19 protein-coding genes and 1 pseudogene are annotated in these 14332 nt (G+C 52.0%); 7 read left to right on the top strand and 13 right to left on the bottom strand.

Features of this window, described 5'->3' with window-relative positions:
• A partial coding sequence (locus tag TU80_RS32320; protein WP_156422911.1) for a transposase domain-containing protein occupies positions 1–104 on the top strand: 104 nt, incomplete at its 5' end.
• Between the two features lie 1351 nt (positions 105–1455).
• Here the strand turns inward: TU80_RS32320 and TU80_RS29735 are convergent.
• The 3 genes from TU80_RS29735 to TU80_RS29725 are packed head-to-tail and all read right to left on the bottom strand — an operon-like array spanning position 1456 to position 3178.
• Complete coding sequence (locus TU80_RS29735; protein WP_017848622.1) at positions 1456–2109, bottom strand: DUF799 domain-containing protein; 654 nt, start codon at positions 2107–2109, stop codon at positions 1456–1458.
• Positions 2106–2468 (bottom strand): DUF4810 domain-containing protein, encoded by a 363-nt coding sequence (locus TU80_RS29730; protein WP_017848623.1) that lies wholly within the window; start codon positions 2466–2468, stop codon positions 2106–2108. Before TU80_RS29730 ends, TU80_RS29735 begins: the two co-directional genes overlap by 4 nt.
• A gap of 29 nt (positions 2469–2497) precedes the next feature.
• Positions 2498–3178 carry a CsgG/HfaB family protein gene (locus TU80_RS29725; protein WP_017848624.1) on the bottom strand — a complete coding sequence of 227 codons (681 nt, stop codon included), beginning with the start codon at positions 3176–3178 and terminating at the stop codon, positions 2498–2500.
• Positions 3179–3506: 328 nt separating this feature from the next.
• Here TU80_RS29725 and TU80_RS29720 point away from each other — a divergent pair, with 328 nt between their 5' ends.
• The 5 genes and pseudogenes from TU80_RS29720 to TU80_RS29700 all read left to right on the top strand — a co-directional run.
• Positions 3507–4118, top strand: coding sequence for a hypothetical protein (locus TU80_RS29720; RefSeq protein ID WP_046385095.1), 612 nt, complete (start codon positions 3507–3509; stop codon positions 4116–4118).
• Positions 4119–4134: 16 nt separating this feature from the next.
• Positions 4135–4722 (top strand): hypothetical protein, encoded by a 588-nt coding sequence (locus TU80_RS29715; RefSeq protein ID WP_057006056.1) that lies wholly within the window; start codon positions 4135–4137, stop codon positions 4720–4722.
• A 553-nt stretch (positions 4723–5275) separates the two neighbouring features.
• Complete coding sequence (locus TU80_RS29710) at positions 5276–5533, top strand: hypothetical protein (protein ID WP_046385097.1); 258 nt, start codon at positions 5276–5278, stop codon at positions 5531–5533.
• A gap of 313 nt (positions 5534–5846) precedes the next feature.
• On the top strand, positions 5847–6149 hold the full coding sequence (locus tag TU80_RS29705; protein ID WP_057006055.1) for an antitoxin YezG family protein: 303 nt from the start codon (positions 5847–5849) through the stop codon (positions 6147–6149).
• Positions 6150–6341: 192 nt separating this feature from the next.
• A pseudogene (locus tag TU80_RS29700) lies at positions 6342–6821 on the top strand (IS4 family transposase); the annotation flags it as partial.
• A 348-nt stretch (positions 6822–7169) separates the two neighbouring features.
• Here the strand turns inward: TU80_RS29700 and TU80_RS29695 are convergent.
• From TU80_RS29695 to TU80_RS29685, 6 genes are all read right to left on the bottom strand, one after another.
• A complete protein-coding gene (locus TU80_RS29695) occupies positions 7170–7898 on the bottom strand; it encodes a DUF637 domain-containing protein (RefSeq protein WP_256591058.1) in 729 nt (242 codons plus the stop codon).
• Positions 7899–8071: 173 nt separating this feature from the next.
• Complete coding sequence (locus TU80_RS32910; protein WP_126585958.1) at positions 8072–8464, bottom strand: hypothetical protein; 393 nt, start codon at positions 8462–8464, stop codon at positions 8072–8074.
• Between the two features lie 361 nt (positions 8465–8825).
• Positions 8826–9257, bottom strand: a complete 432-nt coding sequence (locus TU80_RS29690; protein WP_057006052.1) for a hypothetical protein — start codon at positions 9255–9257, stop codon at positions 8826–8828.
• Between the two features lie 242 nt (positions 9258–9499).
• On the bottom strand, positions 9500–9721 hold the full coding sequence (locus TU80_RS32905; protein ID WP_128192263.1) for a hypothetical protein: 222 nt from the start codon (positions 9719–9721) through the stop codon (positions 9500–9502).
• A 101-nt stretch (positions 9722–9822) separates the two neighbouring features.
• Positions 9823–10269, bottom strand: coding sequence for a pentapeptide repeat-containing protein (locus TU80_RS32305; RefSeq protein WP_227778761.1), 447 nt, complete (start codon positions 10267–10269; stop codon positions 9823–9825).
• Between the two features lie 29 nt (positions 10270–10298).
• Positions 10299–11570, bottom strand: coding sequence for a DUF637 domain-containing protein (locus tag TU80_RS29685; protein ID WP_057006051.1), 1272 nt, complete (start codon positions 11568–11570; stop codon positions 10299–10301).
• A gap of 237 nt (positions 11571–11807) precedes the next feature.
• Between TU80_RS29685 and TU80_RS29680 the strand changes: the two genes are divergently transcribed.
• The gene (locus TU80_RS29680) at positions 11808–12062 is read left to right on the top strand and encodes a hypothetical protein (RefSeq protein WP_057006050.1); all 255 of its coding nucleotides are present in this window, start codon (positions 11808–11810) and stop codon (positions 12060–12062) included.
• Between the two features lie 146 nt (positions 12063–12208).
• Here the strand turns inward: TU80_RS29680 and TU80_RS32300 are convergent, their stop codons facing one another.
• The 4 genes from TU80_RS32300 to TU80_RS29670 form a co-directional block, all read right to left on the bottom strand.
• Complete coding sequence (locus tag TU80_RS32300) at positions 12209–12874, bottom strand: hypothetical protein (RefSeq protein ID WP_082643924.1); 666 nt, start codon at positions 12872–12874, stop codon at positions 12209–12211.
• The gene (locus tag TU80_RS32900; RefSeq protein WP_126585959.1) at positions 12874–13107 is read right to left on the bottom strand and encodes a hypothetical protein; all 234 of its coding nucleotides are present in this window, start codon (positions 13105–13107) and stop codon (positions 12874–12876) included. Before TU80_RS32900 ends, TU80_RS32300 begins: the two co-directional genes overlap by 1 nt.
• 499 nt (positions 13108–13606) lie before the next feature.
• Positions 13607–13981 carry a hypothetical protein gene (locus TU80_RS29675; RefSeq protein ID WP_057006049.1) on the bottom strand — a complete coding sequence of 125 codons (375 nt, stop codon included), beginning with the start codon at positions 13979–13981 and terminating at the stop codon, positions 13607–13609.
• Positions 13978–14310 carry a hypothetical protein gene (locus TU80_RS29670; protein ID WP_057006048.1) on the bottom strand — a complete coding sequence of 111 codons (333 nt, stop codon included), beginning with the start codon at positions 14308–14310 and terminating at the stop codon, positions 13978–13980. Before TU80_RS29670 ends, TU80_RS29675 begins: the two co-directional genes overlap by 4 nt.
• Between the last annotated feature and the right edge of the window lie 22 nt (positions 14311–14332).

The raw sequence follows: 14332 nt of genomic DNA, 5'->3' as shown, positions 1-14332 counted from the left end.
GCATCGAACCCGCCGCTTGGCTCAAGGATACGCTGGAAAAACTACCCAGCTGGCCCAACAGCCGGATCGATGAGCTATTACCCCTCGCGCCTCAACCTGAGTAAAGGTGGGGCGGCTGGACGCTTACGCTCGGCGACGGGCTCAGTCGGTTTGGCTAAATCAGGGGACGAAGACAGCCCACAACCGGCCAGCGCCACCAGCAAGGTAACCGCAAAGCCCTGGGCAGCAGGACGCAGGAAAAGCAGAGGATGGGACATGGACTGAACCTCGTGAAAGAATGATCCGTTCACAAGGTCAGACGCAGGGTGCGGGGTGTTCGGGTTAAACCCTGGATTAGATATCGCCTCGGTCAGTGTGGGAGGGGGCTTGCCTCCGATTGCCAACTGTCAGCCACTGCATCGGGTGACTGACCCACCGCCATCGGGAGCAAGCTCCCTCCCACCTTTGATCTTCGGTGGTGCCAGAATCGAGACGGTTAACTCAGTCCGGCGCGCTGCCCCGCCTGAATCCTGGTGTAGATAACACCTCAATCAGTGTGGGAGGGGGCTTGCCCCCGATGACCAAGCGTCAGCCACTGCATCGGGTGACTGACCCACCGCCATCGGGAGCAAGCTCCCTCCCACATTTGATCTTCGGTGGTGCCAAAATCGAGACGGTTAACTCAGTCCGGCGCGCTGCCCCGCCTGAATCCTGGTTTAGATAACACCTCGATCAGTGTGGGAGGGGGCTTGCCCCCGATGACCAAGCGTCAGCCACTGCATCCGGCGACTGACCCACCGCCATCGGGAGCAAGCTCCCTCCCACCTTTGATCTTCGGTGGTGCCAGAATCGAGACGATTAACTCAGCCCGGCGCGCTGCCCCGCCTGAATCCTGGTTTAGATAACACCTCAATCAGTGTGGGAGGGGGCTTGCCCCCGATTGCCAACTGTCAGCCACTGCATCGGGCGACTGACCCACCGCCATCGAGAGCAAGCTCCCTCCCACATTTGATCTTCGGTGGTGCCAAAATCGAGACGGTTAACTCAGCCCGGCGCGCTGCCCCGCCTGAATCCTGGTTTAGATAACACCTCAATCAGTGTGGGAGGGGGCTTGCCCCCGATGACCAAGCGTCAGCCACTGCATCGGGTGACTGACCCACCGCCATCGGGAGCAAGCTCCCTCCCACCTTTGATCTTTGGTGGTGCCAGAATCGAGACGATTAACTCAGCCCGGCGCGCTGCCCCGCCTGAATCCTGGTTTAGATAACACCTCAATCAGTGTGGGAGGGGGCTTGCCCCCGATTGCCAACTGTCAGCCACTGCATCGGGCGACTGACCCACCGCCATCGAGAGCAAGCTCCCTCCCACATTTGATCTTCGGTGGTGCCAGAATCGAGACGGTTAACTCAGCCCGGCGCGCTGCCCCGCCTGAATCCTGGTTTAGATAACACCTCCCACCTTTGACCTTCGCTGAGATCAGTCCGTACCGTATTTCGGGTTGCGCGGACCGTACAGCAGCCCGGTGCGCTGCCCTGCCGAGAGCAGGCGCGCACTGGTGATGCCCGCGATCGGATGCGCTGCGTCGGTGGAGCTGTTGATCACCTGCTTGACCGCCGCTGTGATCAACATGCCCACCAGGCCGCCGCCGTTGTTATTGTTGCCTTCCTCACTGGACGCGCGCGCCGAGCCGGTCCACAGGGTGGTGCCGGTGCGCAGGTCCACCAGTTTGGCCGAGGCGGTCACCGCGGTGTTGCTGGAGATCAGCATGTACTGGGTGCCGTACTCGCTGATGGTGATGTACAGCGCTGCATCCGCACCGAAGATGTCATGCAGCTTGGCCGGCGGCACGCCCTGGATATCGTTGGCGGTGGTCAGGCCGTTCTGGCGGAAGGTTTCGTCCACCAGGGCAATCGGCAACACGTAGTAGCCGGCTTCGGCCAACGGGTAGGTCACCTGCGAAACCATGCTGTAGGACGCCTGCACTTCCGGCGATTCATTGATCGGCGGCAGCACCAGGATCGACTTCGGCCGCGCCTGTTTGTATGCCGTGTAATCAATCGTCTTCGGTGCCGCGCAACCGCCGAGCAAGGCCAGGGCCAGCAAGGCGCCGGTGAGTTTCAATAGGCTCATTTGGTGGCGACTCCAGTCTTGGCGTTTTTCAGCAGAAAGTCCATGTACGCAGCGGATTCGGGGAACAGCGCCTTCTCGGTGCGGAACTCCTGCACCATCTGGTCATCCTTGCCCATGCTCAGGTACAGCATGCCCAGGTGGGCGTGGTAACCCGGCGGTGCTTTGCGGCCACTGGCGTTGATCTTCTGCAGATCGCGCTCCAGGGCCTCGACCTGCGCTTCCTTGGGCTCGCCCTTGAAGTACTCGTAAACCTGCGGCTGGTAGCTTTCCCATTGATACAGGGGTTGAGGCGCCGTCTGGCACCCGGCGACCGTCGCGATTGCTGTCAGCATCAGCGCCAACTTCACTGCCTTGCTCATCCGTGTACTACTCCTTGAGAGGTTGCCAATCAGTTGCGCGGGTTCCAGGCGCCGGCGTTGATGCCGTCGACCAGGCGGTTGATCGCTTCACGCATGGCCAGGTCGAGCACCTTGCCATTGAGGGTGGAGTCGTAGCTGGCGGTGCCGCCGAAGCCGATCACTTCACGGTTGGACAGCGCGTACTCACCGGCACCCTGGGTGGAATACACCACTTCGGAAGTGCTGATGTTGACGATATTCAACGCGACTTTGGCGTAGGCCACTTGCGTCTTGCCACGGCCGAGGATGCCGAACAACTGGCGGTCGCCGGTTTCTTTGCGGCCGAACTCGGTCACATCGCCGGTCACCACGTAATCAGCGCCTTTGAGCTTCTGCACGGTGCCTTTGATCGCGGCTTCCTGGGAAATTTCGCCCATGTTGTCGCGGTCCAGCACGCTGAAGCGGTTGGTCTGCTGCAGGTGGGTGATCAGGATGGTCTTGGCCTGGCCGCCGAGACGGTCGACGCCGTCGGAGAAGATGCCGCGCATGTAGCTGGAGCGGTTATCGAACTTGCCCACGGCAATCGGCACGCGCACGCCGGAATAGGCGACGTGGGCGCTGGCGACCTGTTCCACCGGCATCGCGCGGTTGCTCTCCGTGGCGCAACCGGCCACGGTCAGCAGCGCTGCGACGGCAACGCCGGACAGCAGGATTTGGGACAGTGTTTTCACATGTTGCTCCTAAAGTGAGGAAATCAGCAGCGCTCGGTGTAGCGAGAAACCGGGCACGAGGCGATACCCACCCCTTCGAGGTCGAAGGCGTCGGGCCAAGGGCGGCAGTTTCAGGGAGGGAGGCAGGCTGGCCTGCGCAAAGGCAAGAACTCGCGCGTAACTGACTTCATCCCTGAACATGTCGGGTCGCAACGGCTGCAGCATTTTACGGGGTTGAGAGGGGTTCTCAAGGTGTTTCGTCGGAGCGCGTGCGGTGACGCACATTCCTCAAGTTTTCGGCCCGTCAGTCGAGACAGTGGCCTGGCTCATTTATTAATAGGGATATTGCGTGTTGAAAAACCTCTTCCGAGCAGCGACCCTGATCGCCGCCCTGTCGATGACCGGTTGTGTGTCCTACACCGTCACCGGCCCCATTGGCGCCCCGCTCCACCCTGCCGCCGTCACCAGCCCGCGCAGCGCACAAGTCGCCGATGTGACGGTGAGCGTCGCCGACGTCAACGACGCCAACAAGACCGCGATCAGCCGCTCGCTGACCGCCCAGCTCAATCAGTACGTGAGTACTGCGGGCTACTTCAAGCAGGTCACCGAATACCCCGTGCGCCTGGGCGAGCAGGACGTGTCGCTCAAGTTCAACATGACCTCCCTCAAGGGCCACCGTGGCATACACCCGGGCTATGTCCCCGGCGCCTTGCTGACGCTGACGGTCTGGATCTGGGTCAACGGCCCGATCTACGTCGACACCTTTGACGTGGCCGGCGACCTGGTGATCGTCGATCGCGATGGCAAGGAACTGGCGAGCGCCAAACACGAGGTCAAGTTCGAGCGCAACGTCGGCCTCTACGGTCGCGAATACTGGGCCCCAACCATGGGCGCCAAGCAACTGAACGAACTGGTCGCGCAACTGCTCGACACCGCTACCGCGAAGCTGGCCAAACCGTAATTTCAAGGAGCGACACATGAAAGGATTGATCAAACACAGCCTGGTCCTCGCGGCCATCTTGCTGACAGGTTGCGTGTCTTACTCGCAACACGAACTGCCGCCTGTGCACACCTGGCCGCCGACCGCCAACGCACCGGCGCAAAAACCCACGGCGTTCGTGCGTACCACCGCGCTCCGCCAGGTCAACAGCGGCCCGGGCAACACTGCAGCCGGCGCTCCGGCGGCGTTGTGGGAAAAGGCCGTGGCGGATTCGTTTCGCCAGTCCAACCGCTTCTCGCGGGTGAGCACCGACAAGGTCGACTCGGACATCTACGCCGACGCCACCCTGTACAACAACGAACAGTTCAACATGGCCTCGGCGATCATCACTGGCGTGACGTTCTTCATCATCCCGTCCACGGCGAAGAACACCTTCACCCTGGAAACCGTGTTCAAGGACAAAGACGGCAAAGAACTCGGGCGCGTGAAAAAGAGTGAGTCGGTACGCACCTGGATGCACCTGGTGCTGATCGTGGGCATCCCGTTCCAGGCGGACACGCGGGAAGTGGTGGAGGCGTTGACGCGCAGCACGCTGGATGAGGCGGTGCAGCGCAAGTTGTTCTGAGGTCAAAAGTCGCTGTGAGGGCAGGCCAGCCCTCACGCTGCTCAGTGAAAAAACACAACGCTCGAAAAGCGACCTGTGGCGCGGGAGCTTGTTCCCTCGCCACAGGTACAGTGTTTGCCCTTGACCCGGCGGCGTTCTGGCTTGGAACGCGTAACGCGCCTTGAGCATTACCCCATCCACTCATGTCATTTGAAAACGCTGCAATCCATGCAACCCGACCGGGTGGGGCGTTTGAGGGCTGCGGGGCTTGAGGGAGTGGCGGGGTGCTATACCTTGCGTGGTTTTGGGCAGGGGGCTTATAGTCCGGCCGTCGCCCAACCGGGCGATCGGATTTGGCGATCCGTAAACGAGTGCAAAAGCGTTCTGCGTTTTTTTGCAGGCATTTTGCACCCGCAGAGTCGCTGTTATGGCGGCTGTGCGTGGGAGGCCTTCGGGTCTGCCGGTTACTCGTTTCCGGTTCGCCAACCTGCGTACAGCTGCCACCTAATTCGTTTGGCGACGATTAGGTGGTAGATCTCATACCCTCTAAACGAGACTTCAAATGAATCGATACATGCCCCTAACCGGTCACGATAGCACCGTACCCGCCCTGCTCATCGACACTCAGGCACCCCTCGACGTCCTCCACGACGCCGCCGTGTACCGGATTCGAGCCGTCACCCAACTGCTGGAAAACCTAGCCTTTCGCGAACAGCTCAGCAGCGATGCCGTGGTGCTGCAAGACTTTGCCCATCTACTGGCGATTCCGCTGCGCGATGGGTGTGATTTGTTGGATGTGATCAGCCGCAGGCTCAATGCCGATCCAACCTGAATAAAATCGGGCGGCCTTAGTGCCGCCCCGGTTTGTGCAGATAATCAACTCTAGGCCCCACCATTAAAGAGAAATAGGGGTCAGACCACCATTATAAGACTAAGAAAAAACAGTCTTCGGACGACATACCACTCCTCGGATAACTCTCTTTTTAAAGGACTGAACAATAGTCACGAAAACTCCTTAAATGCAAAATGTGGTCTGCCCCCTATTTCCCGCGTCCTGATAACATGGAGTTGACCTATACGATAAATGGAAAGACCGAAAAAGTTTTCTTTGAAAATGAGGCTCATAAGATTCCGGAGGTTATATAGTGGTTACTCAAGACGTACAGTTAGTGAAACAGATTTTTGAGCTGCTAGATGCAGGTATCGTGGATGGCTACGACTCTTTTTTTTATGAGGTAACAGTAGGTTCGGGTTATATAGAAACTGTTCTTACTGTCGAGAACAAAGGGGTTCGGATGACGGATGCGGAAACGGATTACAATGGCGCAATCCTCTATCGTTTGGTGAAGGAGTTGAGGGAGTGCGCCACCAGACGTGGTGAAAATTGGAGTTCGTTTGTGATGACTTATGCGCGTGATGGAGAAGTTAAAACCAGGTTCAATGCTTGATTGATAAAAGGTCTTAGATCAAAAAAGATCGGTGAAAGTGGATGAGCAGGGGCGAGGCTATCTGTTTGGCTTCGCTCGGTTACTAGGCGATGAAAGCCAACGTTGTAATTGTCCAGGTGTTGCAAGTTCAGATTGATGTTGAAGAGAAATAGGGGTCAGACCACCATTATAAGACTAAGAAAAAACAGCCTTCGGACGACACACCATTCCTCGGATAACTCTCTTTTTAAAGAACAGAACAATAGCCACGAAAGCGCCTTAAATGCAAAACGTGGTCTGACCCCTATTTCCTCGCTGGGGCTTGAAACGCTGAGCTGCAAGACGCCTGGCATGGCCGTCAAAGAGTTATGGGTGTATCTGCTGGCGCACAATTTGATTCGGATGGTAATGGCCCAATCAGCGCTCTTGGCGGATTGTTTACCGCGACAACTGAGCTTCAAACATAGCCTTCAGTTGTGCCTCGCGTTGAGGCAGTACGGGACGGGTAAGCAAGGCGACGAGGTGTTGAAATTGCTCCAGCTGATTGCCCGAAAACGTGTTGGAAATCGGCCGAGTAGGATAGAGCCCCGTGCTGTAAAACGAAGGCCAAAACCTTACCCCAAGCTGATGCAGGCACGAGGAGCGGCAAGGGCCGAGGTACGCAAGAATGGGCATCCGAAGAAGGTTAAGTAAGTGCCATTCTGGTCTGACCCCTATTTCCACTAGTATATATAGCAATTTTCATCACTGCGTCCCTCGGGCCGCCACGCTCTAATGATACCCTCCTCGGAAACCAACACAGAGTAATGGCAATCCCTGATCCACGTAATGTAAATCCGTTTATTTTTTCCTTCAGCAACAACACGATCAAACACGCGATTTTTATTCACCGGGGACCATAGCGACCCGCCACAATCTCGTTGACAAATGGAGTGATTATGCGAATCCAATGTTGTTCCCACCCAAGCATCCTTACTGTTCTTCCATCCAGAGTAAGAAGGTGCACACCCTGTGATTAAAAAGGCGAATAATACAAAGAGACTAATTCTGCGCACGTTTTTTCTCCGCTTCGATTTGAGGCCGATATTTGTCATAGATCGCACCATAGTTAACAAATAGCGCCGGGGGCATACTTCCAATATTTTCAAGAAACGACATTTCATCTCCCTTGTACGTTTCCAAATCACTCATCCATGTGTCATGCAAGGTCGCGAAAGAATTAAATCCAGGAACTTGATTTAACCCATTACTAATTGGAGTGCCATGACAAATAGAAAATATGCCACAGCCTTCGGTTAGATTGAGACCGATATTTTTACCATCTCTGTCTACCCCGTTGTAGACTTCACGAGGAACAAATCCATCAGGTAACACCTCGTATTCAGGCCCCTTCACTCTGTCGACTCCCGGTCGTGTATCCGGACCGCGCCCAGCGGAATATTGATAAATTTCAGTCAACGCTCCAGTGCCCGCGATCGTCAGCCAAGAGCTTTTATCTTTGCCGCTCAGCACGCCTTTCAACGCCGTATTCGCGGTATAGGCTTTAACCCGCTCCGCGTAACTCACCGTTTTATAGTTGCCCTCAGACGTCAACTCTCTGCCCCAACCGTCGGTGAAGGCTGCGTCAAAGCCGGCGATTACCGCACCCGTGGCATACCCTTTCAGAGCGTCTTGGCTCGTCACGTCCTTAAGCACCAGGCCAATGTTGCCTTTGTTGTTGATAGTGCTCGCCGCTGCGGTACCCGCCATGGAAGAAAGCGCGGGAGAAATAGGGGTCAGACCACCATTATAAGACTAAGAAAAAACAGCCTTCGGACGACATACCACTCCTCGGATAACTCTCTTTTTAAAGGACTGAACAATAGTCACAAAAACTCCATAAATGCAAAACGTGGTCTGACCCCTATTTCCCCTTCCCTTACTGAACTGCCACCTTGCACCAATTAAACAACTATAACATCACCAGAATCCAGATAAATCGAATAGGATTCATAGTCACCGCTACAGTCAGCCTCGATTACAATCCTATCGCCAGAACTGAATGATACCTGCAATGTAGCAGTCTCGACTTCCTCGACCAAAACGACATCTTTCAACAAAAAATCTAACAAGGGTGCACTGGTAGATGAATCCGTGAATTCTCGTCTCCCCGAAACATCACCAACTTGATACGTCAATCCTGCTTCAACACAGAAGGAAACCTTATATGGAGGAACGCCGGGTGCAATTTGTGGGCGTGAAAAGTCCAGCCTTGTGACGCGCACACCAAAACAAACCATTTCCAAGTAACACCCGGAAAGCAGCAGAAAATCAAAATCGTCTGGCAATGTGTACATATGTCCCTCTAATTAAGTCCATAGCCTTTCAACGACGAACAGGCGGTAAAGAGTCTGGTGGAAGCGGAACATGTGTATCTCCCTGCCCGATACCCGGTTTACCTGTCGACGGATTCATCGGTTGCTTGCCGGAGTTCTGCCAACGCCAGTATCCGTCCTCATATCCTGGAACAGGTGATGAGCCAGGCGGCATAACTCTAATGTGCTCCCCTTTCGCGGGATCAGTACCAGCCGGAAAGTAGATTTCACCACCATTTCGCCCTGGTCGACTGACCCACCCTGACGGAATTACCGGTGCCTGTGGAGGGTTTGATATTTCCTCTACAGTTTGTGGAGTCTTCGCCCCACCTTTTGCACCAACTCAAATTTTCCCTTTGAGGTGATTTCGCCACGGTACTAGCAAACCGTCCAGCAGGACTCGATCAATAACACCGTCCTCAATAGCGCCAACATAAGTAGTATCTAACTGAAACTCAAAGGAAAGACTTTCATTTTCAGATAGTTTTTTTACGGCACCTACCAGCGCCTCTACGTCATCTAGGTTTTTTGAGTCCATCTCAATAGGAAGTAGGTTTGGCGGCAAAGCCGAATAAATTTCCAAAATCCCACCTACTACTTCCGTACCACTCTCGTCTATCTCGTCAATAAAGCTTGGCGGAGTAACGCTCCATATTCTTGACGCAGCAACCTCATTCACAAGCTGCTGCACATTAGATCTAATAGACTGGTCCAAATCCTGAGCCACGTAAAAAATTAACTTTTGCTTCGCAAGCTCTAGCGGTATGGAATGCATTACTCAGCTCCTTTTTTCGGAGGGTATGCCGGGAGAGCTGACCCTGGACCGCCCGGATTATATCTAAATCCTCCTGGCATATGCGCGTCCAAATGCCGTGTATCAGGCAGTGGCACAGTAAGTGGCGAACCCTGGACATGGAGAAATAGGGGTCAGACCACCATTATAAGACTAAGAAAAAACAGCCTTCGGACGACATACCACTCCTCGGAGAACTCTCTTTTTAAAGGACTGAACAATAGTCACAAAAACTCCATAAATGCAAAACGTGGTCTGACCCCTATTTCCCCAACCGAAATCTTGCGATCAACTAAAACTTCACCATCCACACCATCGAATTTAACCAACCTTATTGATCCATCCGGCATTGTTCTTTCTAGCGCAGGAGCTTGGCCAGATTGGGTTGCAGGATTGGAGCGAGCACCGGTTGCTGAGTCATTGTAATCACGGGCACGCGAACTCATACCTGCATTCTCATCAACCCACTTGACCTTAGTTGACGCAAGATCATCTACCTTTCCAGCAGCGCCACCAGTAGCTTTTGCACCGAATAGAGAGACTAAAATTAAATTTTGGTCGCACCAAACATTATAGGATCAAAACCTTCAGGCCAAACTGTCCCTTCATTATATATAGCACCAGAAAAAGAAGCGTTTTCTATTCTTTTAACGTCAAAATTAACATCGCATAAATTAGCTCTTACGAAACTAGCGCCAAAAACATCCGCATTTTTCAGACCAGACGATGAAAGATCGGCCTCGGTAAAGTCAGCCCCAACTGCTATAACACTTGAAAGATCCGCCCGTTTCATCTGTACGCCAACCAGTGTCGCATTCATAAGAGCGGCACCATGCATTACCGCCCCATTCAATATAGAGTGATTAAAAGATGCATTTCTCAAATTCGAATTTGTAAAATTTGCTCCAGAAACATCAAAATTATCAAAAATTGCACGATGAAGCTCCAACCCACTAAATATAGAATTAGCTAGACTATCCAAAGGCAAGTCCATAGTCTCACCTGTCTCAAAGTAAATAGTTATCATCTATTCCCCCAATCTACCGGATCAATTTTTACATCTGATACAGGTTTGGTTTGTCCAGCTTTGCTCGGTGACAATGTTCCTGGAGCCACCTCTGGACTTCGCCCTAATATTTTCGCAGCGATATAACGATGATTCCCATCAACAATTATATTTCCATCCATTTTAATTGGAGGAGCGACATCACCCTTAAGAAGACGATCAACGTATCTCTGAACCGCAGGTAATGAAACAAAATTTTGACCGCTAATAGCAGGATCACCTTGTAATGCTTTTTGAATGATCTCTGGCGTTACATCGGACCCTTTAGAAACCAAAGGTCCCTGAACTGTCGCTTTTGCACCCTGCGGTACATCAGGACCCACAGCTTCACCCTGACTACCCTTCCCTTTCCCTGCTCCAGAGCGCGAGGGTAATGTTACTCCAACTCCAGCCTTGATAGCCTCCGCCCCGAGCTTAACCAACACCCCACCGCCAGCAGAGCTGATATCTGCAGCAATTTTGCTGGAAGCGTCTAGGTTGCTCCCTATCACAAAACCTACAGCAGAAGCAGCACCACCCTGTCCCTGGGACCTAAGTTTACCTACCAGATCGACGAGTTTCTGATCATCGTTCGCCAACGAGATAGCAATACCCCTGCAGCGTTGCGGATCGCGCGCGCAGAGCGCATCCAATTCGTCATTTCTCTGCTGATCAAGGGCCGCATACCGCTCCCTAACCGCCCTTTTCTCTTGTTCCGTACTTTTGCTGTCAACCTCCCGAAGCATCTCCTCGACTTCTTTGTGGTAAAGGTAGTTAAACGTCGTCGCCTTCTGAGCAATCTGAGAGCCTTTCTCTAAATCACCATCAACCGCCGCCGCTGCTAACAACCCAGTCAGTTGTGAAAGCATCAAAGTGATGTCTTTATTGCCTTGGGCGGCCCAAGTTAATTGATTGATGAGCGCTTCATTCAACCCAGCCGCCGCAGCCCCGGTTTTGAAATCACTGCCGGTCGCTTCCGCCAGCAATCCGCCCATCAATGCATGAGCAATGATCTTTTGAGGGCTTCCATTCGGGAAGGTGACGTAGTCACCCACCCAATTAAAACCGGTAGCCATCGCAACGTTGCCAGCCTCTCCCAGCAAGGCAGCATTGAAATTGTCGCCGAAACTTCCGCCCTGGATGGCCGTAGAAATCCCGCTAGAGATTACCGCCCGACCTCCAGTGCGCAGGGCGATATCACCCGCTGACGTCCAGGTGAAAATATCTTTGGAGGAGTTAGTAACCGCCAAGGTTGAGCCCGCACTCGGGTTAACACCTTGGACGGTGCTAGTACTTGCACCTGCTTTGTCGGCACCAGCGAACCAATTAGAGAAATAGGGGTCAGACCACCATTATAAGACTAAGAAAAAACAGCCTTCGGACGACATACCACTCCTCGGATAACTCTCTTTTTAAAGGACTGAACAATAGTTACAAAAACTCCATAAATGCAAAACGTGGTCTGACCCCTATTTCCCCTATTTCCCATGCCATTAACAGGCCACGACTCAACCATTCCCGCGTTGGTGATCGACACGCAAGCGCCCCTCGATGTCCTCCATGAGGCTGCCGCGTATCGTATTCGTGCGGTGACTCAGTTTTTGGAGAATCTGGCATTTCGGGAAAAGATCAGCAGTGATGCGGTTGTGTTGCATGATTTTGCGCTGCTGCTGGCTATACCGCTGCGGGATGGGTGCGATCTGCTGGATGTTATTGGACGGAAATCAAACTCGAAGATCTAAAGCAGAATCCGGGCAGTTAAACCATAACTGCCCGGCCGATATATAAAACCATTTTATTAAATAACCATAAAAGCAGAATCTTCCCAACAACTCTACCAGGCCCAGTCAAAACAGCCCTACACCGACCATCTTGACCAAAAAAACAATCAAATCACCAAGCTTTTTAGTCGATCACCCGCACTGAGGAGCTCGTCGGCAGATAGCGGATTATAACTAATCACAATCAAAACTCCATCTTCAAACTCACGCACTTCTTCTACATAATCACATATTAAATCAACAAGTTCACGAGGTCCCTTTCCAAAAGCACGAAAACACAATTCCTTATCGAAATAATTCGCTGCACTTATACGAAAAACACCATCCCTACCATTGACGTCTTTCTTTGTAGCTTCACAAGCTTCTACCACTAAAGGCCAATCGCTTCTCGTAACACTCCAATCATGCAAAGCCGAGCGATAGGAACCAAAAGCCTTAATATATCTAGGAAAAACAACTTTCAACAAATCTGAATAGTCGACTTTTGAAGCTGTAAATTCAATAAACAGAGTATCATCAAACTGCGCATCATCTTCCAGATACTTCTGATCTCGCAGGGCGTATGAAATACGACCTTTAACGCCGACTGGAAGTAGCTTATCTAATGACGCCGAGGTCACCAACTCGCTTCCAATAGGGGGAACTTTAAGGGAATCGCTCAAACCCCATGGAACGCCCAAATCGCTTACAGCTCTCAAAAAATTATTATGCCTATCTTCGATAGACTCTGAAAAATTAGGTCTATGTCGAAATTCAAGCTTATATTTAGTCATTAAGGTGCCACCCTTACAGAAATATTTCTGATATTTTGCTCAACAAGGATATCTGTTGCCCTATCAGCTGCTTTTTGATTGGGAAATTCAAAAACCGCCTTAACTCCCGGATTCTGCTTTAGCGCTGCCGATACTCGCTGAACGCTCTGTATCTGTTTATCAAATGTAGTTAGCGCCGTTTTTCGATCAATCAAGGTGATACCGTTAATATCCTCTATACCGTCAAACTTCACAAAATTGTTGCCGTTCGGATTGGGATTGTCAAATCTAATTGCCGGGACTGCTTTACGCTGCGATAGAACATCAGAAAATGCCCCTGTTGTACCCGCTTCGAACTTAACGAATGGTTTAGCAAAGTCTCCTTGGAGAAATAGGGGTCAGACCACCATTATAAGACTAAGAAAAAACAGCCTTCGGACGACATACCACTCCTCGGAGAACTCTCTTTTTAAAGGACTGAACAATAGTCACAAAAACTCCATAAATGCAAAACGTGGTCTGACCCCTATTTCCCCTCTCCGTGGCAAACGAAGCACCACGAGTAACACCTTCAGTTCGAGCAGGGACTTCCTGTGTGTAATACCGAATTCGTCCATCAGGAAGTGTTTTCGTAACAGCCGCGTTCTCCTGTGCTTTCTGCAAGCCTGAAAGCTTTGCCCTCAAAGCAGCTTGAGCGTTAACACTTGCTGCTTCACTAGATATTGCTGCGGTTTCTTTTGCACCAAAGGAAACTCAGACAAACGAAATGTCTAACCTATCGACCCGCCATGAAATCAGCTTCCCCTCAAGGAAACCAAAATCCGCCAGAAAAATCTCATCACAGAAGGTCAACCCACTACAGCACAAGCAGCCATCCCTCAACTCGCCGATAATTCTGTATGAATAGCCTGGACCTTCTCTAAGGACTGAGGGTGTGACATGAGAAATCTCTTGAACAATATACTCACCAAAAACCATGGGCAACAACTCTGCCCGATACACTCGCCCTATCTCAAGCTGATAGGGAAGATAGCTTGCAAAGCAGGTAAGCCGCTGACCACATACAACAATCGAGACTTCCTCTTCTATTTCAGAATTGACGCCATCAACAAGCACTGAATAAATCATGGTACAGGCCTTATAATTTTATCTTTAGGATCACCATTCAACATCTTCCAAAAACTCTTACCACTTTCCACATGGATTGTAGTGATGGCACCATCAGAATTAGTTCCTACAAATCCATACTTCGCATCTCCACGGGACGAATTACCCATGAACTGCACGTAGCCAGTTCGCATTTCGCCCTTGTACAGATACTGAACCTTATCCCCGCCTTGCATAATGTCCTTGCCCACCTGCAAATATTCGGTAGACGACTTTGCCCCAAATTCAGCACCGTGTTTTTCAAAGTGACCAATCAGCTTTTCTTCATCAGCAAAACTAGCCGACCTCACATTTACAGTCGCTTTTGCACCG

Source organism: Pseudomonas veronii, from assembly GCF_001439695.1.
In the GTDB taxonomy this organism is placed as follows: domain Bacteria; phylum Pseudomonadota; class Gammaproteobacteria; order Pseudomonadales; family Pseudomonadaceae; genus Aquipseudomonas; species Aquipseudomonas veronii.
Note: the sequence above shows the minus strand (reverse complement) of the source record. Positions and strands in the feature narration are given on the sequence as shown.

What these genes read in the sequence shown, in the direction of transcription:
- TU80_RS29710 (WP_046385097.1), top strand. Translation starts at nt 5,276, where the DNA reads ATGCCCCTAACCGGTCACGATAGCACCGTACCCGCCCTGCTCATCGAC.
- TU80_RS32905 (WP_128192263.1), bottom strand. Translation starts at nt 9,721, where the DNA reads ATGAGTTCGCGTGCCCGTGATTACAATGACTCAGCAACCGGTGCTCGC.
- TU80_RS32910 (WP_126585958.1), bottom strand. Translation starts at nt 8,464, where the DNA reads ATGTACACATTGCCAGACGATTTTGATTTTCTGCTGCTTTCCGGGTGT.
- TU80_RS32305 (WP_227778761.1), bottom strand. Translation starts at nt 10,269, where the DNA reads ATGGACTTGCCTTTGGATAGTCTAGCTAATTCTATATTTAGTGGGTTG.
- TU80_RS32300 (WP_082643924.1), bottom strand. Translation starts at nt 12,874, where the DNA reads ATGACTAAATATAAGCTTGAATTTCGACATAGACCTAATTTTTCAGAG.
- TU80_RS29680 (WP_057006050.1), top strand. Translation starts at nt 11,808, where the DNA reads ATGCCATTAACAGGCCACGACTCAACCATTCCCGCGTTGGTGATCGAC.
- TU80_RS29715 (WP_057006056.1), top strand. Translation starts at nt 4,135, where the DNA reads ATGAAAGGATTGATCAAACACAGCCTGGTCCTCGCGGCCATCTTGCTG.
- TU80_RS29690 (WP_057006052.1), bottom strand. Translation starts at nt 9,257, where the DNA reads ATGCATTCCATACCGCTAGAGCTTGCGAAGCAAAAGTTAATTTTTTAC.
- TU80_RS29735 (WP_017848622.1), bottom strand. Translation starts at nt 2,109, where the DNA reads ATGAGCCTATTGAAACTCACCGGCGCCTTGCTGGCCCTGGCCTTGCTC.
- TU80_RS29730 (WP_017848623.1), bottom strand. Translation starts at nt 2,468, where the DNA reads ATGAGCAAGGCAGTGAAGTTGGCGCTGATGCTGACAGCAATCGCGACG.
- TU80_RS29675 (WP_057006049.1), bottom strand. Translation starts at nt 13,981, where the DNA reads ATGATTTATTCAGTGCTTGTTGATGGCGTCAATTCTGAAATAGAAGAG.